The sequence below is a fragment of the Thiomicrorhabdus cannonii genome (assembly GCF_013391695.1).
GTDB classification, from domain to species: Bacteria; Pseudomonadota; Gammaproteobacteria; order Thiomicrospirales; family Thiomicrospiraceae; genus Thiomicrorhabdus; species Thiomicrorhabdus cannonii.
This window is the reverse complement of record NZ_JACBGH010000014.1, coordinates 12,884-32,122: the sequence shown is the minus strand read 5'-3', so window position 1 is coordinate 32,122 and position 19,239 is coordinate 12,884. Positions and strand designations below refer to the sequence as shown.

The 19,239-nt window shown below is 55.9% G+C and carries 20 protein-coding genes; 12 read left to right on the top strand and 8 right to left on the bottom strand.

Annotation, left to right across the window (positions count from 1 at the left end; translation table 11 throughout):
• Positions 1-47: 47 nt before the first annotated feature.
• The 4 genes from HZ297_RS11230 to mvaD are packed head-to-tail and all read left to right on the top strand — an operon-like array spanning position 48 to position 4,306.
• A complete protein-coding gene (locus HZ297_RS11230) occupies positions 48-1,211 on the top strand; it encodes a hydroxymethylglutaryl-CoA synthase (protein ID WP_178863790.1) in 1,164 nt (387 codons plus the stop codon).
• A gap of 12 nt (positions 1,212-1,223) precedes the next feature.
• Positions 1,224-2,279: a mevalonate kinase family protein gene (locus tag HZ297_RS11225; protein ID WP_178863788.1), complete on the top strand. Its 1,056-nt coding sequence runs from the start codon at positions 1,224-1,226 to the stop codon at positions 2,277-2,279.
• Positions 2,266-3,246 (top strand): GHMP family kinase ATP-binding protein, encoded by a 981-nt coding sequence (locus tag HZ297_RS11220; RefSeq protein WP_178863787.1) that lies wholly within the window; start codon positions 2,266-2,268, stop codon positions 3,244-3,246. Before HZ297_RS11225 ends, HZ297_RS11220 begins: the two co-directional genes overlap by 14 nt.
• A 13-nt stretch (positions 3,247-3,259) precedes the next feature.
• Positions 3,260-4,306: a diphosphomevalonate decarboxylase gene (gene mvaD, locus HZ297_RS11215; RefSeq protein ID WP_178863786.1), complete on the top strand. Its 1,047-nt coding sequence runs from the start codon at positions 3,260-3,262 to the stop codon at positions 4,304-4,306.
• A gap of 3 nt (positions 4,307-4,309) precedes the next feature.
• Here mvaD and HZ297_RS11210 read toward each other — a convergent pair whose 3' ends face one another.
• The gene (locus HZ297_RS11210; protein WP_178863784.1) at positions 4,310-4,759 is read right to left on the bottom strand and encodes a ClpXP protease specificity-enhancing factor; all 450 of its coding nucleotides are present in this window, start codon (positions 4,757-4,759) and stop codon (positions 4,310-4,312) included.
• A 4-nt stretch (positions 4,760-4,763) separates the two neighbouring features.
• Positions 4,764-5,390, bottom strand: a complete 627-nt coding sequence (locus tag HZ297_RS11205) for a glutathione S-transferase N-terminal domain-containing protein (RefSeq protein WP_178863782.1) — start codon at positions 5,388-5,390, stop codon at positions 4,764-4,766.
• A 470-nt stretch (positions 5,391-5,860) separates the two neighbouring features.
• On the opposite strand from HZ297_RS11205, the gene HZ297_RS11200 reads away from it, so the two are divergent.
• A complete protein-coding gene (locus HZ297_RS11200) occupies positions 5,861-6,490 on the top strand; it encodes an FMN-dependent NADH-azoreductase (protein ID WP_178863779.1) in 630 nt (209 codons plus the stop codon).
• Positions 6,491-6,495: 5 nt separating this feature from the next.
• Here HZ297_RS11200 and epmA read toward each other — a convergent pair whose 3' ends face one another.
• Both epmA and efp read right to left on the bottom strand, forming a co-directional pair.
• A complete protein-coding gene (gene epmA, locus HZ297_RS11195; protein WP_178863777.1) occupies positions 6,496-7,491 on the bottom strand; it encodes an EF-P lysine aminoacylase EpmA in 996 nt (331 codons plus the stop codon).
• Entirely contained in the window at positions 7,488-8,057 is a 570-nt protein-coding gene (gene efp, locus HZ297_RS11190; RefSeq protein WP_178863775.1) for an elongation factor P, read from the bottom strand. Before efp ends, epmA begins: the two co-directional genes overlap by 4 nt.
• A gap of 65 nt (positions 8,058-8,122) precedes the next feature.
• Here efp and epmB point away from each other — a divergent pair, with 65 nt between their 5' ends.
• Positions 8,123-9,058: an EF-P beta-lysylation protein EpmB gene (gene epmB, locus HZ297_RS11185; protein ID WP_178863773.1), complete on the top strand. Its 936-nt coding sequence runs from the start codon at positions 8,123-8,125 to the stop codon at positions 9,056-9,058.
• A 65-nt stretch (positions 9,059-9,123) separates the two neighbouring features.
• Here epmB and HZ297_RS11180 read toward each other — a convergent pair whose 3' ends face one another.
• Genes HZ297_RS11180 through HZ297_RS11170 form a run of 3 tightly spaced genes read right to left on the bottom strand, consistent with a single transcriptional unit; the run spans position 9,124 to position 11,940 of the window.
• On the bottom strand, positions 9,124-10,620 hold the full coding sequence (locus HZ297_RS11180) for a glycosyltransferase family 39 protein (protein ID WP_178863771.1): 1,497 nt from the start codon (positions 10,618-10,620) through the stop codon (positions 9,124-9,126).
• Positions 10,621-10,630: 10 nt separating this feature from the next.
• Entirely contained in the window at positions 10,631-11,056 is a 426-nt protein-coding gene (locus tag HZ297_RS11175; RefSeq protein ID WP_178863770.1) for a divergent PAP2 family protein, read from the bottom strand.
• A complete protein-coding gene (locus HZ297_RS11170; protein WP_178863767.1) occupies positions 11,056-11,940 on the bottom strand; it encodes a decaprenyl-phosphate phosphoribosyltransferase in 885 nt (294 codons plus the stop codon). Before HZ297_RS11170 ends, HZ297_RS11175 begins: the two co-directional genes overlap by 1 nt.
• Positions 11,941-11,999: 59 nt before the next feature.
• On the opposite strand from HZ297_RS11170, the gene HZ297_RS11165 reads away from it, so the two are divergent.
• The 6 genes from HZ297_RS11165 (at position 12,000) to HZ297_RS11140 (ending at position 18,589) form a co-directional block, all read left to right on the top strand.
• On the top strand, positions 12,000-12,419 hold the full coding sequence (locus tag HZ297_RS11165) for a GtrA family protein (protein WP_178863765.1): 420 nt from the start codon (positions 12,000-12,002) through the stop codon (positions 12,417-12,419).
• Positions 12,416-13,741, top strand: coding sequence for an FAD-binding oxidoreductase (locus HZ297_RS11160; RefSeq protein WP_178863764.1), 1,326 nt, complete (start codon positions 12,416-12,418; stop codon positions 13,739-13,741). The genes HZ297_RS11165 and HZ297_RS11160 overlap by 4 nt, the downstream gene beginning before the upstream one ends.
• Positions 13,742-13,752: 11 nt before the next feature.
• On the top strand, positions 13,753-14,490 hold the full coding sequence (locus tag HZ297_RS11155; RefSeq protein ID WP_178863763.1) for an SDR family oxidoreductase: 738 nt from the start codon (positions 13,753-13,755) through the stop codon (positions 14,488-14,490).
• 67 nt (positions 14,491-14,557) lie between these two features.
• Positions 14,558-15,943, top strand: a complete 1,386-nt coding sequence (locus HZ297_RS11150) for a mannose-1-phosphate guanylyltransferase/mannose-6-phosphate isomerase (RefSeq protein WP_178863762.1) — start codon at positions 14,558-14,560, stop codon at positions 15,941-15,943.
• Positions 15,944-15,946: 3 nt separating this feature from the next.
• Complete coding sequence (locus HZ297_RS11145; RefSeq protein WP_178863761.1) at positions 15,947-17,479, top strand: glycosyltransferase family 39 protein; 1,533 nt, start codon at positions 15,947-15,949, stop codon at positions 17,477-17,479.
• 9 nt (positions 17,480-17,488) lie between these two features.
• A complete protein-coding gene (locus HZ297_RS11140) occupies positions 17,489-18,589 on the top strand; it encodes a glycosyltransferase (protein ID WP_178863760.1) in 1,101 nt (366 codons plus the stop codon).
• Here HZ297_RS11140 and HZ297_RS11135 read toward each other — a convergent pair.
• Positions 18,586-19,215 carry a tRNA-uridine aminocarboxypropyltransferase gene (locus HZ297_RS11135; protein ID WP_178863759.1) on the bottom strand — a complete coding sequence of 210 codons (630 nt, stop codon included), beginning with the start codon at positions 19,213-19,215 and terminating at the stop codon, positions 18,586-18,588. The genes HZ297_RS11140 and HZ297_RS11135 overlap by 4 nt on opposite strands.
• Positions 19,216-19,239 lie beyond the last annotated feature (24 nt).

The window sequence follows — 19,239 nt, the reverse complement described above, 5'->3', positions numbered from 1 at the left end:
GCCCCAAGAAACCTTAACAACCGAATTTGAACGATCTGCACAGTAATATGAATGTAGGCATAGACTTAATCCACTTCTCCACATCCGACTACTATCTGGGTCTGGATGTATTTGCCAAAGAGAAACACATCGATGTCGACAAATATTTTGTCGGCATCGGTCAGGAGAAGATGTCGATTGCGCCCCCCGATGAGGACGTCGTGAGCCTGGCGGCGAAAGCGGCTGCGCCGATTTTACAGCAGATCGATAAAAACCAGATCAGCGCAGTGCTGTTTGCCACCGAATCCGGGGTTGACCAGTCCAAATCGGCCGGCGCCTTTCTGCACGGCCTGCTGAAACTTTCTCCACGCTGCCGCGTCGTCGAATTCAAACACGCCTGTTATGCCGGTGCGGCCGCGCTGCAAATGGCCACGGCGATGGTGCGCGCCAATCCCAAAGAAAAAATTCTGGTGGTCGCGGCAGACATCGCCAAATACGATGTCGATACCTCGGGTGAAGCCACCCAAGGCTGCGGCGCGGTCGCCATGCTGGTCACCGCCAACCCGCGCATTATCGCCATCGAACCGGGTTCCGGCTACCACACCGAAGACGTGATGGATTTCTGGCGTCCCAACCAGCGCACCACTGCACTGGTGGACGGCAAATATTCCACCAAAGTCTATCTGAACAGCCTGAAACAGGCATGGCAGCACTTTACCGAAGAGACCGGTCGCACCTTTGGCGACATCAACCACTTCTGCTACCACATCCCCTTTACCAAAATGGCGGAAAAGGCGCACCACACCTTGGCCAAAGTGGCCGGCGTCAAGCTGACCGAAGATGAATTCCGCGCGCAGACCTGGCCCAGCCAGATCTACAACCGCATCGTCGGCAACAGTTACAGCGCGTCGCTGTTCGTCGGTTTCTGCTCCTTGCTCGACAACCTCAAAGAGAACCTCGAAAACCGTCGCGTCAGCTTTTTCAGCTACGGCTCAGGCTGCGTGGCCGAGTTCTTTACCGGCCTGATCCAACCCGGCTATCAGCAGGTGCTGATGAGCGCCAGCCACCAACGTCAGATCGACAGCCGTCAACCGCTGACTTATGCCCAGTATCTGGCGTTCTACCATCAGGTGGATGACAATGTCGAAAACATCACCTTCGAGCGCCACAACAAAGGGCCTTACCGACTCGCCGGCATTCAAGACCACAAACGCTATTACGAGGCGCAGTAAGGTTCCGCCCCCATGAGCGCTGCGGAAACGACCATGAAAAGCCATTGCACGGTGCCGGCCAAACTGATTCTCAGCGGCGAACACGCCGTGCTCTATCATTGCCCCGCGCTGAGCCTCGCCATTCAACTGCCGACCCGCTGCGCGCTAACCTTCACGCCGGCCGACAGCCTGATATTTAACCTGCAATTGCCTGATCTGCAATGCGCTGCTCAGTGTGATGAAGCCGCCTGGCAAGCGCAAGTCGATGCCATCGAGCAACGCTTTCAAGCCTTTCGGCAAAACCATCTTTCCATCAAAGCGGTGCTCACCTCGCCGGAACAACTCATCTGGATAACCCTGGCGGTCTTTAAGCGCCACTATGCGCTCAACGTCGGCCAGTGGCACTTGCAGCTTCACTCTGAAACCCCGATGGGTCGCGGACTAGGCAGCTCCGCCGCAGTGATTGTGGCCACCTTAGCTGCGTTGTTTCATGCCCATCAGCTGTCGCTCGAATCCGACAAACTGCTAGAAATGGCGCAACACATCGAGCACTACCAGCACGGCCGCTCCAGCGGTATCGATCCCGCTACTTTGCTCACCCCCGGCCTGTTGAGATTTAAATTGGGCGAAAAACCGCATCCGCTCGATCATAGCGAATTCAAGCATCTGCAGGCCTGGCTAATCGACACCGGCGCGCCACAGAGCAGCACCGGTGAATGCGTTTCGGCCGTTAGACAATTTGCCGACGACTCGGCACTCTGGCAAAACTTTGCCGCCGTCAGCGCCCAGATTGAACAGGCCTGGTTGGCGCAAGACGAAACCGCATTGAAAACGGCCCTTAACGCCAACCATCAACTGCTCTGCCAAATCGGCGTGGTGCCGGCCAAGGTGTCCGGCTTTATCGAACGGCTCAACCGCCAATACCAGGCGGCCGCCAAAATCTGCGGTGCCGGCAGCATCAGCGGAGATAACGCCGGAATCGTGCTCTGCCTGAGCGCACAGCCGCCAAAACAGCTCTGCGAGCAATACGGCTACCGTTTTTTTGCCATGCAACCCGACAGCCGAGGAGTCCACTGTGAAATGGTTTAGCCGTGCGCCGGCCAATATTATGCTGCTGGGCGAACACAGCGTGGTTTGCGGCCATCCGGCGCTGGCGTGCGCCATCGACCAGTTTATGGAAATCGAATGGCAGGCGAGCGATGACGCTCTGATCTGCATCCAATCGGCACTCGCCGATTACAGTTTCAGTCTGCAAGAACTGCGGGAAATGCCCGAAAAGGTTGACCACCCGCAACTGCGTTTTGTGATTGAAGCCCTCAAGGCGTTTGCCGACTCATTGCCTCACGGCTTGCAGATTGAAATCCGCAGCGAGTTCTCCTCCACCATCGGCTTCGGCAGCTCCGCCGCCGTACTCGCCGCCATGCTCGACGGCTTGAACACAATCTGCCACACTAAACTGAATCGCGACGCCCTGTTTGCGCTGGGTCACCAAATCATCCTTAAGATTCAGGGGCGCGGTTCGGGTACCGACCTGGCCGCGAGCCTCTGCGGCGGCATCCTCTATTATCAACCGGCGATTGACGGCCAAGCCGCCGTTCTGAAGACGCTGCCAGAAAAACTGAGCCAATCGCTGCAGCTGACGCTGCTCTACAGCGGCTACAAAACCCCGACCGCCGTGGTGTTGCAACAGGTCGCGACCCACTGGCAGCAGCAACCCGGCCTGTTGAAAAACCTCTACGACCTGATGGGCGACACCACGCAAAGCGCCACTGCGGCGTTGCAGGCAGGCAATTTGCAGGCTTTTTTCCGACTTGGCAATGTTTACCAAGGATTAATGGATGCCCTGGGCGTTAACGATGCAAAACTCTCCCAATTGGTTTACGGTTTGCGTGCTATTGAAGGCATGGGAAGTGCCAAAATCTCTGGTTCCGGCTTGGGCGATTGTGTTTTGGGTCTAAGCAATACGCCGGTCACCCTTCCAACCGCCCTCAACGATTATGTTTCGTTTTCCGTCAAACCAACGCCGCGGGGCGCCGCCACCGAAACGCTTAGCTAAAAAGGATACCTACATGCACGCCGCGCTTTCCTCGCTTTTGCAACGCCCCGATGCCGCTTTGACGCCGCAACAGTTTGTGGAGGCGGTCATTAGCCAAGCACCCAACGCCTTAAGCCCCTCTCAAGCCAGCGGCTTCGGCGAAGCGCCGGTCAATATCGCCTTGAGCAAATACTGGGGAAAACGCGATGCGGCGCTGAACCTGCCGGTCAACGGCAGCCTCTCCATCAGCCTGCCGGGGCTGGGAACCCAAACCAGCTTGGCATTGATTGAAGGAGCAGAAGACCAAATTCAGCTCAACGGGCAAACTCTTACAGCGGATGCGCCTTTTGCCCAGCGCCTGAGCCGTTTTCTGGATTACTTCCGCCCGCCAGGTTATGCCTATCAGGTCGACACCGTGAACAGCGTGCCCACCGCTGCGGGTCTGGCATCGTCCGCCTCGGGTTATGCGGCCTTGGTGCTGGCGCTCAACGACCTGTATCAATGGCAATTGGATAAAAAGAGCCTGTCGCTGTTGGCGCGCTTCGGCAGCGGCAGCGCCAGCCGCTCGCTGTTTGACGGCTTTGCCCTGTGGCACTGCGGCACACGCCAAGACGGTCTGGACAGCTATGCCGAAGCCATTGATGAAAATTGGCCGGAATTCTGTGTGGGATTATTAAAAGTCGATATCGGCGAAAAGCCGGTCAGCTCCACCGCCGGCATGCAGCAAACGGTGGAAACCTGCGCGCTCTACCAGGCCTGGCCGCAAAAAGCCGAAGCGGATATGAAGACGATTCATCAGGCGATTGTGACGCGGGATTTCAGTCAACTGGGCGCCACCGCAGAACACAACGCGCTGACCATGCACGCCACCATGATCGCCACCTGGCCGCCGATACTTTACTGGCAACCGGAATCGGTCGCCGCCATGCATAAAGTCTGGGAGCTGCGCCGCCAGGGCATCGAAGTCTATTTCACCATGGATGCCGGGCCGAACTTGAAACTGCTGTTTCTGGAAAAACAAAAGCCCGCGATTTTGCGGGCTTTTGAAGGGATGCAGGTCATCCAACCGTTTAAGGCGTGAGGTTCATTTCACCACGGACAACGTCGGTTTCTTACCACCTTTCTTAGCGGGTTTGGCCGGCGCTTCGGCTTTTTCGGCCTTATCCGGTTCCGCATCTTTAACCGCACTTAAGCCCGCTTTGGCTGGCTTGTCTTCAGTCGGATAGGGCTCGCGCGGGAACGGCATGCCTTGGCCGTTTTCGCGTGCGAAAATCGCCAAGACCGCTTCCGGCGGAAAACGCACCACCTGCTCCACCCCCTGAAACCGCGCCTTGAAAGCGAAGCTGTCATTGTCCATATCCAAGCCGACCACCGCCGCCGGTGCAATATTGAAGACAATCACGCCTTCCTGCACAAACTGCTGCGGAATCTGAATGCCCGGATAGAGCGCATCGACCTGCACATGCGGCGTCCAGCCGTTATCCACCATCCACTCGTACATCGCACGGATAATGTAGGGGCGATTGGAGATCATGGCCTTAGTCCCGCATATCCAGTTCGTCGTCCGACAAGCTGGCGCCAAAAGTCTCTCTTTCCAGCACTTTTTCAGCATAGTCGATGATCGGTTTGGCGGACTTCGGCAGATCGATGCCCAAAGCAGGCAGACGCCACATCAATACCGCCAGACTGATGTCCACCAGCGAATAATCCTCGCTCATAAAGAACGGCTGATGGTCAAACGCCGGAATCAGCTGAATCAGGCGCTCGGTCAATTCACGACGCGCCTTTTTGACGTCATCCTGATTTTCGCTTTTGCTGATGGTGTCGATCAGCGGATACCACTCTTTTTCAATCTGGCGCAGCATCTGACGCGCACGCGCCTTGGAGATCGGATCGACCGACATCAACGGCGGATGCGGGAAACGCTCGTCCAGATATTCGATAATGACTTGCGGATCGTACAGCACCAGCTCACGGTCAACCAGGGTCGGCAAGGTGCCGTAAGGGTTCAATTCCAGCAGGTCTTCCGGCAGATTGCTTTCGTCCACCGAGATGATTTCCATCGGGATGTCTTTTTCCTGGGCAACCAAACGCACTCGGTGTGAACTCGCACCTTTCGGGTCAGAGAACAGCACCATGGTCGAGCGTTTTGTAAAATCGTTCATTGCAAGCACTCCTTGGCTTTATCGGCAAAATTAAACGTAACAGTTATAGATGGGCACCTCGAATAACCCACGATGGATTCTGGCAACGCCAAATTTGTCAGATCAAGACGTAAAGTTGAAGCAATGTCTAGACCTTGCAAAACTTCACAACGCAGAGCTGACAAATTTGGCTAAGCCCCTCGGGCGGGGCTTAAAGACCACTTCTTCGGTGTTGTGCGCCTTGACCTTAGAATGACTAAGGTCGGCGACGCACGCCTGGAATAAGTGGCCTTTAAGTTCCGCAGAATCTCATTGGGGGTTATTCGAGGTGCCCAGATAGTATACACCCCCTGTCAAGCCCCCTATGAAATGCCAATTCCTCATTAATTGTTCTCAACCAAGCAACATTGTTTTAATCAAAGCGTATTTTGTTCAGAGCGTCATCCCCTTTACAATGGATTACCACCACCCAACAGCAAGGACACACAAACATGCAAACCACGACAGCCCCCGTTCTCGTCAGAATCGACGCCAGCGCGCAAAGCCCTGCGCACTCCATCTCCAAGCAGCTCGCCGAGCGCTTCCAACAGCACTGGCTTAAAACCCATCATAACGGTGAAATCATCCATCACGATTTGGCCGACATGACGCTGCCCTACGTTGACGAAAGCTTTATTGAGGCGATGTACACGCCCAAAGACAAACGCACTGGCGAACAGCAGCAGAAGCTGGCTTTGTCGGACGCCTTGGTGGCGGAGTTGAAACGCGCGGACGCGCTGCTGATCAGCACACCGATGTACAACTTTGCCATTCCCGCGTGTTTGAAGAGTTATATCGACCTGGTGACCCGCGCCGGCGAAACCTTCCGCTACGGCGAAAAAGGCGTTGAAGGGTTGTTGAGCATCAAGCAAACCGTTGTGGTGATGGCTTCGGGCGGCGACTACACTCAGGAACCGGCCAGCGCCATGAATCACGCCACGCCTTACCTCAAAACCATTTTAGGTTTCAACGGTCTGCACGAGACACGTTTTATCAATGCTGCCGGTATGAATATGGGCGACGCGATTCACGCCAAAAACCTGGAACAGGCACAACAGCAGATTGACGCATTGTTCGGCTAAGCGCCCTAAGCCTCCAATAAGCCAAACGGCATGGCGTCTTTGATGTCGGTATAGCCCTGCTGCAACATCAGAAGACGGTCCACCCCCAGCGCCACGCCGCTGCAATCCGGCAGCGGCGTGGCGGCCAGAGTCTGCAACAGATGTTCGTCCAGCGGCACCGACTCCAACCCCAAGGTTTGGCGCGTCGCCAAGGCCTCGTTAAAACGCGCGCGATAGGCATCCGCGTCGGCCAACTCACGGTAGCCGTTGGCCAGTTCCAGCCCGTCCACATAGGCCTCAAAACGCTCCGCCACCAACGGATTATCCGCCGGCACCTGCGCCAGTGCCGCTTCGCGTGCCGGATAGTGGTAAAGCAGGGTGATGGCGTGGCGTCCGAGCTGTTGCTCAATCACCTCGGTCAATACCAGCTGTTCCCATAAAGGTTTGTCGTCATCATCAACACCGACGATTTCAATGCCGCGTGCATCCAATACCGCTTTGCACTCGCCCGCCGTGGCGTTGAAAATATCGCCAATACCGGCATGTAGTTCAAAGGCTTCGCGGTACGAAAGCTTTTCAACCCGCCGGCCATCACCCAATATCTGCCCGATGATTTCGGCGACCTCGTCCATCAGCTCGAACAACGAAAACCCGAGGCGGTACCACTCCAACATGGTGAACTCCACCTGATGGCGGCGGCTCAAATCGCCGTCACGAAACACCTTGCCCAGATAGAAAATATCGCCGCTGCCCAGACTCAGCAGGCGCTTCATCGGGTATTCGGGCGAGGTATGCAGATAAAAGCGCTGCCGGTCGCGCTCGCCCGGCACCTGCACCAGCGTGGAGAGCGCGCGCAAGTGCACGTCGGGCACCGTGCCCGCCGATAAAATCGGCGTATCCACCTCCATGACCCCGCGGGCATAAAAAAACGCCCGCAGCGTTTGCAACAACTGCGCGCGTTTTTGCAGGCGCGAAAAAACTGAACAGGCCGGGTCGGATGGGTTCTGAATCAGCTCGCTCATTCTTTGGCGCGCGACAGATATTCGCCGCGTTCGGTGTTCACCAGCACTTTATCGCCAGTTTTGACAAACAACGGCACCTGAATCACCGCACCGGTCGACAAGGTCGCCGGCTTGCCGCTGGAATCGACGGTATCGCCTTTCAAGCCCGGATCGGTCTGGATGACCTCCAGCACCGTGGTTTTCGGCGGCGTCACCGAGATCGGCTCGCCGTTGAACAACGTCACGGTACATTCATCCTGCTCCACCAGCCACTTGCTCACATCCTCGATCGCGGCGGCGGCCACCTGATACTGGTCGAAGCTTTCGGGATTCATAAAATGGTAGAACTCGCCGTCGTTGTAAAGATACTGCAACTGGGTATCGATGACATCCGCCGCCTCGACCTTTTCGCCCGATTTAAAGGTTTTTTCCAACACGCGGCCGGTCATCAGGTTACGGTATTTCACGCGGTTAAACGCCTGCCCTTTGCCGGGCTGCACGATGGTATTGTCCACAATCGTACAAGGCTGGCCGTCCAATAAAAACTTCAGGCCGTTTTTAAATTCGTTAGTACTGTAAGTTGCCATGGGGTTTCCTAAATCTTGCTAAAATAACGCCTTAAACTGGCTCATTTTAACGGAAACCGCCGCCTGTGAAAACCGCTCTTGCCCGGCTGCTTGAACATCTCGAACTCGATCCGCAAGCCTTGGACGTGGCTGAAAGCCCTTTCCCGTTCAAGGCCCACGCCGACTTTATCGACCAAATCCAGCCCGGCAATCCCGACGACCCGTTACTCAAACAGATTCTACCGATACGCGCCGAGACGTTTGTTCATCCCGGTTTCAAACTCGATCCGGTGGGCGATCTGCAGGCCAATCCGCTGCCAAGTCTGATCCACAAATACCACGGCCGCGTATTGCTGATGGCCAGCCCGCGCTGCGACATCCACTGCCGCTACTGTTTCCGTCGTCACTTCCCGTATGAAACACAGATCAACCAGCGCCACTGGCAACAGGCTTTGCAGCAGATTGGCGAAGACGACTCCCTGCACGAAGTCATTTTGAGTGGCGGCGACCCTTTTACCTTGAGCGAAAACGCCCTGCTGGATCTGGTGAAAAAAATCGAGGCGATACCACATATCCAGACACTGCGCATTCACAGCCGCACGCCGATCGTCGCCCCCAGCAACGCGCCGCAAGGACGGTTTCTGGAGTGGGCCAAATGCAGCCGCCTCAATAAGGTGTTGGTGGTGCATTGCAACCACCCTAACGAACTCAGCGCCAAAACCGCCGAACTCATGCAGCACTACCGCACCGCCGGGTTTCACCTGCTCAATCAGAGCGTGCTGCTCAAAGGGGTCAATGACAATGCCGAAACACTGGCGGATCTGAGCCAGCAACTGTTCACGCAGGGCATACTGCCCTACTATCTGCACCAGCTCGACCGCGTGCAGGGCGCGGCGCATTTTGAAGTGGATAATGCAACGGCGAAAAGCCTGGTGGAAAATTTACGGCGCTTACTGCCGGGCTATCTGGTGCCCAAGCTGGTCGTTGAAATCGCCGGCGAGCCGCATAAAACACCGCTGTAAAGCCCAGCCCCAAAACGGCCTGAAAAAACTCAACAGGCCGGGTCTGAATGAACGCTTAAAAACGCCTAAAAACCGTAGCGTTCTTTAAAACCGCATTTAGCTGGCGGCAGCCAGTCGGGCTGGTGGTAGAAATTTTCATAGATTTCACGCAGCACCTTTTCACGATACAGCGCATAATTGAACCCTTTGCCGGTCACCCGCCAGTAAACCGCGCCCCGCACCGGTTTGAGAGGTTCAATATCGACCTCGTCAAAATAGGGTTTGATTCTTTGCAGTTCACGCTCGCGGATCACCAGCAGCGTCAGCGTCTGCCCGTCCAATGCCTTGAAATCCACGAGTTTGTCGTCTTCCCGGCCGTATTTCGACAAACTTTTGAACACATGGATATCGTCATTTTGGCAATGATAGGCCAGAGTGGATTGGCTGCTGTAATCGAGGGTAAACAGCGTGCCCTGCGGCAGTTGTCGGCACACCTCGGCCGTGTCGGTATACAGCGGCACCAACGGACGTTCACGTTCATCCACAAGCTGCCCGGCAAACGGCAGCGCCGCCAGCACGACTAGCGCAATCAGCCCCGACACCAGCGCATTGAATGCATAGAGCCTGTGCAGTTGCGGCAACGATAATTTGGCATAAAGCAGATGCAACAGCACCACCGACAGCAACGGCCAATGCAGTCCGACCGGATTGGACAGACTGACGATGAACAACACCCCCAGCAACGGCAAGGCCGCAAACCATGCCAATTGCAAAATCCGCTCATCGCGCAGGGATTGACGGGCACGTGACCAGTAATAGACACCCAACGGCGACAGCATCGCCAATACCATTGCTATGAAACTTGCTGTCTGCATCAAATCCAGGTGGCTGTCGCGGGTGCGTGACACGAAATTAAAGAGAATATTGTTCCAGCAGTGCGTCAGATTGAAATAGAGGTTTTCACCGACAAACAGCAAAATAATCGCGGCCATCACCGCGATTTTGCGCCAATTCCGCCACTGCCATAACGCAAAGGCCAAAAGGCCCAGCAGCATAAACGCGGCAAAATACTTGGACAAAAACGCCATGCCCAGCACCACGCCGGCCAGCACGGTCCACAGCCAGCTATCGGTCTGCATCGCCTTGGCGAAAAGATATACTCCCCACACCCCAAAGAACACCAAGACGGTGTCGTTGGCGGTCAAAACAAACATCAATGACACCGGCGAGACAAAAAACGCCAAGGCGACCCACAAAGCCGTTTGCCGAACCGCGTCGTCCGCATCAGCGGAGCTGCGCATTAACAGCAATTGGTAAAGCCAATAGGCCAGTAAAATCGAGGCAACAAACGCAAAACTGCGGTACCAGTAGAGATTGTCGGCCACCAGGCTCATCAGCCCCAGCACCCAGCCGACCGCCGGCGGATGGTCGTAATACCCCAACGCAAGCGACTGCCCCCAGGTAATGAAATAGGCTTCGTCGCCGGTCAGCGGCAGCCAGAACAGCAAGGCCAGCTTCAACAAAACAAAAACGCCCAATAGGCGTTTTTGCAAAAGAGTCAATTCAGACAATCGGGCAATCACAAATTATCCTTTACCATGTCAACGCCAGACTATTCAGTATCCAAGCGCTTAAACAGCCCACCAAAATGCCGGCGAGAATTTCTAGGCGCGAATGCCCCATGCGTTCGCGCAATACCACGCTTTCTACCGCCACCTGCACATTGAGCTTGTTGATCTGCTCGGCATGGCGTCCCACCTGACGGCGCAGACTGTTGGCATCCAACATCACCACAAACGCCAACCCCAAGGCCACCACAAACGCCGGATGCTCGATCCCTTCGCGCAGCGCAACAATCGCCGCCACACTGCTGACAATCGCGCTGTGATTACTTGGCATGCCGCCGTAACCGATCAGATCGAACGCCAAACGCCTTTCACGCGCGCAATTCACCATAAACTTGGTCACACCGGCCACCAGCCAGGCAAAAAACGGCGTCAAAAGATAGGTCAAATCCATCACATGCCTCCCGCCGGCCACAGCGCAACGAGCGACGCGGCAATCCAGCCGAGCACCGTCAACAGCAACTGCTTATCGCTCAACAGTGCATCGGTGGGCGATTCGCCCTCGCCGACAAATTCGACGATATACCAGTAACGGAACAGGCCAAAGAGCACAAACGGCACGGTGATTACCAGTTCGGGACGCGCCGACATCACAAAAAAGCTGTAGAACAACAAAGCGCCGGTGGCGGAAATTTCGGCGAATTTATCGACAATCGACACCGAATACATTTTCAGCACCTTGCGCGCGCCCTCGCCGCTTTGCACCAGTTCCTGACGGCGCTTGATCGCCGCCAGAAACAGCGCCAGACTCAAGGTGGTCACAAACATCCACGACGACACCGGCACCGCAATCGCCATGGCGCCGGCATATACCCGCAGCACAAAGCCGATGGCGATGGTGAAAATATCCAGCACCGGCTGGTGTTTCAGCCAATACGAGTAGGCCACATTCAACAGCAGGTAGGCGGCAATCACCCCCATCACCGCCGGTTGCAGCCAGACTCCGAGCCCGAGAATGGCATACAAGCCCACCAGCAACACCTTGGCCTGCGCCGGCTTGACCTGTCCGGACGCCAGCGGGCGCTTTTTGGATTTGATCGGATGTTTACGGTCGTCTTCGATATCGCGCAGGTCATTGACAATATAGGTGGCGGATGACGCCACACTGAATAAAACCAGCGCCAACAGTGCTTGTGAAACGGCTGTGGTATCCAGAAACAGTCCGGCAAACATCAAAGGTGCCAGTACAAAACCGTTTTTAATCCACTGGCGCGGTCGCATTAATTTGAACAGGCCGGTCAGCGTTGAGCCGGAAGAGGTGTGAAGTGTTGGGTTCATAGGCGCTTCGGTGTTAGAATCCATGTTTTTATGCACCAAGCGAAACCGCCCGGCTCTATATGAAGATTGCGCTAATTTACACGATTTTCGCGGCCATCGCCACCGCCGCCAATATTCTCGGTCAAGAGATCAGCCTGCGTATCTACGATGCGGCTTACGGCGTGACGCTATCGATACTGGTCGGCACGGCCGTGGGATTGGTCGTCAAATACGCGCTGGATAAAAAATACATTTTCCAATACCAGACGCAATCGCTGGCGCACGACAGCCGCACATTTTATCTGTACACCCTGATGGGCGTGGCCACCACCGCAATTTTCTGGGGCATGGAATTCGGTTTCGATGCGCTGTTCGGCACCAAAGAGATGCGTTATCTCGGCGGCATCCTCGGCCTGGCAATCGGCTACTATGTGAAATACCAGCTCGATAAACGCTTTGTGTTTGTGACACCCATTCGTACACAGAAGGCCGTCCAATGAATCAAGGCATAAATCAACGTACGCTTTGCGGCTGGGGACAATACCCCAAAACCGAAACGGAACTCTTAAACGTCCATTCACAACGCCGCATCGCCGAAATGCTGGCCGCACCGGGGGAAAAATCGCTGATTGCGCGCGGCATGGGCAGAAGCTACGGCGACAGCGCGCTGGCCGAACAGACGCTTTCGACCCTGCATCTGAATCATCTGATCGAATTCAATACGGACACCGGCGACATCCGCTGCGCCGCCGGCGTGACGCTTTCAGAACTGCTGGAAATCTTCGTGCCGCGCGGCTGGTTTCTGCCGGTCACTCCCGGCACCAAGTTCGTGACCGTGGGCGGCGCCATCGCCAGTGACGTGCATGGCAAAAACCATCACCTACACGGCTGTTTCAGCGACCATGTCAGCGCGTTGAAACTGGCGCTGGCGAATGGTGACATCATCACCTGCTCGCGCAGCGAAAACGCCTCGCTGTTTTACGCCACCTGCGGCGGCATGGGCTTGACCGGCATTATCCTTAACGCCACTTTCAGGCTGATTCCGATCGAAAGTGCCCTGATTGCCGAAAGCAGTTACAAGACGGCAAATCTGGCTGAAACCCTGGAACGCTTTGAAGAATTTGAACAGGCCACCTATTCGGTCGCCTGGATTGACTGCTTATCCAGTGGTCAAAAACTCGGCCGCTCACTGCTGATGCTGGGCGAACACGTGCCGCAAGGGGATTTGCAGGCGCACCGCAGCGGCAAACTCAAAGTGCCGTTCAATATGCCGAGCCAATTGCTCAACCGTTATTCGGTGCAGGCGTTCAACACGCTTTACTACCACAAGCAGACGCGCAGCCACGCCCAGCGTGAAGTGCATTACGACCCCTACTTCTACCCGCTCGACGGCTTGCATGACTGGAACCGCCTGTACGGCAAAAACGGCTTTACCCAGTATCAGTTCGTGATTCCCAAGGCGGCCGGATTGGAAGGCATGCAAACGATCCTGCAACGCATTGTCGCCTCCAAACGCGGCTCGTTTCTGGCGGTACTCAAAGCCTTCGGCAAGGCGAATGACAATCTGCTAAGTTTTCCGGTGGAAGGCTATACCCTGGCGCTGGACTTTAAGATCGACGCCACGCTGTTCGCCTTTTTGGACGAACTCGACCGCATTGTGCTCGACTTCGGCGGCCGGCTCTATCTGACCAAAGACGCGCGTATGTCGGAAACCACCTTTAAGCAGAGTTATCCCAACTGGGAGGCGTTTGCCGAAATCCGCGCCCAGACCGGCGCGGACCGCTGTTTTCACTCATTGCAATCTTTACGCTTGGGACTTTAATAGGACTTTAAATGAAAAACATTTTGGTGATTGGCGCCACGTCGGCCATTGCAGAACAGACCATCCGCCTCTACGCCCAACAGGGCGCCCGGCTTTATCTCGTGGCGCGCGACGTGGAAAAACTGGAGACCATCGCCGCCGATGCGCGCGTCCGCGGCGCGGCTGACGTCAAGATCCAGACACTGGACGTCAATGACTTTGCCACCCATGAAACCGTGATCGAACAGGCCTTTGCCACGCTCGGGCAGATTGACGTGGTACTGATGGCACACGGTACCCTACCCGATCAAGCCGCCTGCGAGCAGAGCGTGGAACTCACCCTTAAAGAATTGAACACCAACGCACTGAGCACCATCAGTCTGTTGACGCTGTGCGCCAACCGTCTGCAAACCCAAGGCAGCGGCACTCTGGCGGTGATTAGCAGTGTGGCCGGCGATCGTGGCCGCCAATCCAACTATGTGTACGGCGCGGCCAAAGGGATGGTGTCGATTTTCCTGCAAGGCTTGCGTAACCGCCTGTTCGCGCATGGCGTCAATGTTTTGGACATCAAACCCGGCTTTGTCGACACCCCCATGACCGCCGCCTTTAAAAAGGGCCCGCTGTGGGCCAAACCGCAGCAGATTGCGCAAAGCATCGTCACCGCCGTCGAAAAAGGCAAACACACCCTGTACACGCCGTTTTTCTGGCGCTGGATTATGCTGATTATCCGCAACATCCCCGAAACCATTTTTAAGCGCCTGAAACTGTAATCGGCGCTCACAAACAACGCCAAATTCGATAGAATGACGACAACACTTTTCAACCACAGGTAAGCAGATGATCAACGTGCTTCTTTGCGGCGGTTCCGGCACACGCCTTTGGCCGATTAGCCGCACCCTTTTGCCCAAACAGTTTGTACCCTTTTTTCATGACGGTTTCAAAAGCGAGTCCTTGTTTCAGAAGACCGTTGAGCGCAACCGCGCCGTCTGCGACGATTTTGTGATTGTCTCCAATCAGGAGCAGTATTTTCTGGCGCTCGACCAGATGGCACCGCTGAATCTTGCCAAGCGCCCGCAATTTATTCTGGAGCCGGTCGGCCGCAATACCGCACCGGCCATCGCGCTGGCGTGTCTGGGCATGGAAGCCGACACCCTGGTGCTGGTCACCCCATCGGATCATCTGATTAAAGACCAGCGCGCCTACCAGCACGCGGTCGCGCAGGCACGCGCGCTGGCCGAACAAAACCAGCTCGTCACCTTCGGCATCACCCCGCATTACGCCGAAACCGGCTTTGGCTATATTGAAGCGGACGGCAACAAGGTGTTGTCCTTCAAGGAAAAGCCCGATGCCACCACGGCGCAGAGCTACGTGGATCAGGGCAACTATTTCTGGAACAGCGGCATGTTCTGTTTTAAGGCCGGCGTGTTTCTGCAGGAGTTGCAAACCCATGCGCCCGAGCTTTACGCGGGCTGCGTGAGCGCCTATGAAGCGAGCGACAAAGGCGAGTTTATGCGCATTCCGATGCAGGCGATGCTCGCCATTCCGGAAGACAGCATCGACTATGCGGTCATGGAAAAAAGCCAAAGCGTCAAGGTCGTGCCAAGCGATATTCGATGGAGTGATGTCGGCAGCTTCGAGGCGCTGAGTGAAGAACTGCCCAAGGATGCGGACGGCAATACCCAGAACGACCAGAGTTTGTTGCTCAATGCCCGCAATAACCTCATTATCGGCGACGAACGCCTGATTGCCCTGATCGATGTCGACAACCTGATGGTCATCGACAGCGCCGATGCCCTGCTGATCGCCCCCAAAGGCTCAGGGCAGAAGATCAAACAGGTGGTCGAACAACTCAAAGCCAAAGGCAGCGAATTGCCGGCTGTCCACCAGACGGCGCACCGCCCGTGGGGCACCTACACGGTGCTGGAATCGGCCGACAAATACAAGATCAAACGCATTGTCGTCAAACCCGGCAAGCGCCTCAGCCTGCAAAAACACCTGCACCGCAGCGAACACTGGGTGGTGGTGTCCGGCACAGCAACCGTCACCGTCGGCGACAAAACCCAGCTGGTGCGTCCCAACGAATCGACCTATATCCCGATTGGCGAGGTGCACCGTCTGGAAAACAACGGCCGCCTCGACTTGGTGCTGATTGAGGCACAGGTGGGTGAATACACCGGCGAGGACGACATTATCCGCCTTGAAGACATCTACGGCAGAAGCTGATTTATGTTGAAAACCTTGCGCTCCCTGCTGCCTCATCAAGCAGCCGCCCTGATAGTCGGCGTGATGACGCTCGTGCATATCGCGCTGGCATTCAAACTGGAACTGGGCGGCGACGAGGCGCATTATGCGCTGTACGGTTTAATGCCCGATTGGAGTTACTTTGACCACCCGCCGCTGGTGGGCTGGCTGCAAATCGTGCCGATGTGGCTCTTTCCGACCGACTGGGGTGCCCGCATTGTGCCCATCACCCTGTATGTTCTGCTGAACTTTCTGCTTTACCGTCTGACCAACCGTCTGTTTGCGACCGACCCGGCCTGTTCAGTTTCTGCAAAGCCTTCGCAAGCCGCCGACAACTGGCAGGGGTTCTGGGCGGTGGCGCTGTTAAACGCCACGCTGATGTTCCCGTTGATGGGCATGGGGATGTTGCCGGACGATCCGCTGATGGTGATTGTACTGGCGCTGGTCTGGCTGGTTTGGGAGATGCTGCAAACTCAACAGGCCGGGTCACCGGTCACTCTCAAACAATGGCTGCTGCTGGGACTGTTGGTCGGCTTGGCCGCGCTGTCCAAATACACCGCCGTGACGTTGGTGCTCTCGCTTTTTTTGGTCATGGCCATCGAGAAACGCTGGTCTTGGCTGCGCAATACAGGGCTTTGGCTGGCGGTGACTGTCGCGCTCTTGGTCATCACGCCGCTGCTGTACTGGAACGCCATGCACGATTGGGCCTCGTTCCTTTATCAGCTGCATCACGGCACCCACAACCCCGACTGGAAAATCACGCGCCTGCTGCGCTCGCAGGCGGCGCAGTTTGTGGTCTACACGCCGCTACTGTTTGTGTTCGGCTGGCTGATGATGCTTTCCCTCAAAAACTACCAACACACCACCAGCCGTTTGCTGCTGCTGTTTGCCGTGCCGGTGTTTGCGCTGTTTGCGTGGGGGGCGGGACGCGAAGAGAGTTTGCCTCACTGGCCGGCGCTGGCTTGGTTGTTGTTGATTCCGGTGGTTGTTCACTGGCTGTGGTGTCGTCGCGATACACGCTGGGTGAAATGGTTGACTGGTCTGCAAGCGGCCACGGCTCTGGCACTGAGTCTGACCCTGCACAGCTTTTTGGCGACGCCGTGGATTCCGTTTCCGGACCATAAACACCCGCTGCAAGGCGAATGGGGTTGGCAGGCTGCGGCGCGAACCGCACAATCCCTGCAAACCGAATTATCGGATGGCAACGCCGACTTGCCGTTGTTTGTGTCTAACTGGAGTTACGCCAGCCACCTGACGTGGTACGTTCGCCCACAGCCCGTTTACGTTGCCGGCGGCAAGCAGACACAGTTTGAGTTCTGGTTTGGACTGCCGGCAAAAGGCAGCGACGGACTGCTGGTGGCGCCGCATTACGAGAAAATTCCGCCGCAAACCAACAAGCCCAACCGCTTCGAGTCCTGCGAGCCGGTGAAAACCCTGCCAATCGCTGAAAACGGCTCTATAATAGTGACCTACTATTTTTATCACTGCCGCAACTTTTTGCGTGACGATGTGGAGTAAAGACTGCAGATGATTTCGATTATTGTCCCCACCTATAAAGAAGTGGCCAACCTGCAACCGCTGAGCGAAATGATTCGTGACGCCTTGCAGACACGCGAGTATGAAATCCTGATCATGGACGACAACTCGCAGGACGGCTCGATTGAAAAGGTCGCAGCACTCAGCAGTACACACCCGATCCGTATCGTCACGCGTACTGAAGATCGCGGCCTGTCCCCGGCGGTGATCGACGGCTTCGATAACGCGCAGGGCGATTATGTGGTGGTGATGGACGCCGACCTGTCGCATCCGGCCAGCGCCATTCCGCAAATGATCGAGCGCCTCAGCAGCGGCGAAAGCGACTTTGTTTTGGGTTCGCGTTATGTTCCGGGCGGCAGTATCGATGAAAGCTGGTCTTTGTGGCGTTATATTAACTCCGCCGTTGCCACCCTGCCTGCCTTGCCGTTGGCGCGTGTCAAAGACCCGATGTCCGGCTTCTTTGCAGTGCGCAAGGCCGATATTCCACCGCGCGGCATGCTCTCGCCGATCGGTTATAAAATCGCGCTGGAGGTCATGGTCAAAGGCGAGTTCAAAAATATTTCCGAAGTGCCGATTCACTTTGTCGACCGCATTCACGGCGAATCCAAACTGACCTTGGCCGAACAGCTCAAATACCTGCGCCATTTGCGTCGCCTGTATCAGTACAGGTTCAAAACCAAAGCGGAATTTTTTCAGTTCGCCCTGGTCGGCAGCAGCGGTTTTATTGTGGATTTGGCGGTCTATCTGCTGTTGCAGGTGTTCGGCGTGAGCCATACGGTGGCGCGAGCCATCTCCTTCTGGCCGGCGGCGACCTGGAACTGGATGCTGAACCGTCTGGTCACCTTCAATCACCGCGAGAAAACCCGCAAGACCACACAATGGAGTGCATTTGTCAGCAGCTCGCTGCTCGGCTTTGCCGTCAACTACGGCACCTATTATGTGCTCACCACCTATGTGCCCTTTTTTCAGGAGCAGATGGTGCTGGCGCTGATTATCGGCGTGCTGATGGGGATGGGCTTCAACTTCACCCTCTCCAACCTGTTTATCTTCAGGAAACTGCGCGAAGAGGTCGATTCGAACGGTAAGGCCTAAGAGGCGTCCGGAGTGGTTGGCATGGGCCTGAACGCCAGCTGTTGTCGGTTCATGGCGTCAAACGCCTGCAATAACGGCTGAAATTTTTTGGCATCGCCTTCAAGCTGGCTCAACACACTATAAATTGCCTCGAGCGTCGACAGACACCCGGGGCTTTTTTGTTTGCGGATGTGATAACGCGAAGGCGCATCCGGCGTCAGCGCGAGCCGCTTAAGGCCTTGCAACCACGGGTTTAACTGCAGCATCTTGTAACTTTTTTTCCAAGTCGAGTCGATGACCAATATCTTGAGCGGCTGCCGCCACCCGGCCTGTTGAGATTGTTTTTTGAGTTCCGCCGGCGAAATGGATACGGCCTCACTGGCCTCCGGCTGAGGCGGATAGAGCAGAAAAACCTCGCCATCTTGGAGCCATTTGAACAGGCCGGCGTCCTCGCTGAAATCCTCACCAATCCAAGTTTGGCAGCGCGCCAGACTCAACTGCGCAAGCAACGCGCTGCCTTTTACGCGCTGGGTTTCATCGGGATGTTGTAAAATACCGATTTCCACAGAGTTATCCACAGGCGAGATAAACGCACAAATACAAACTTTGTCTGGCCGTTTACAGACCTGGCAACATGCTCTTGCCATATTCACCTTTGAAAATTGAAATCA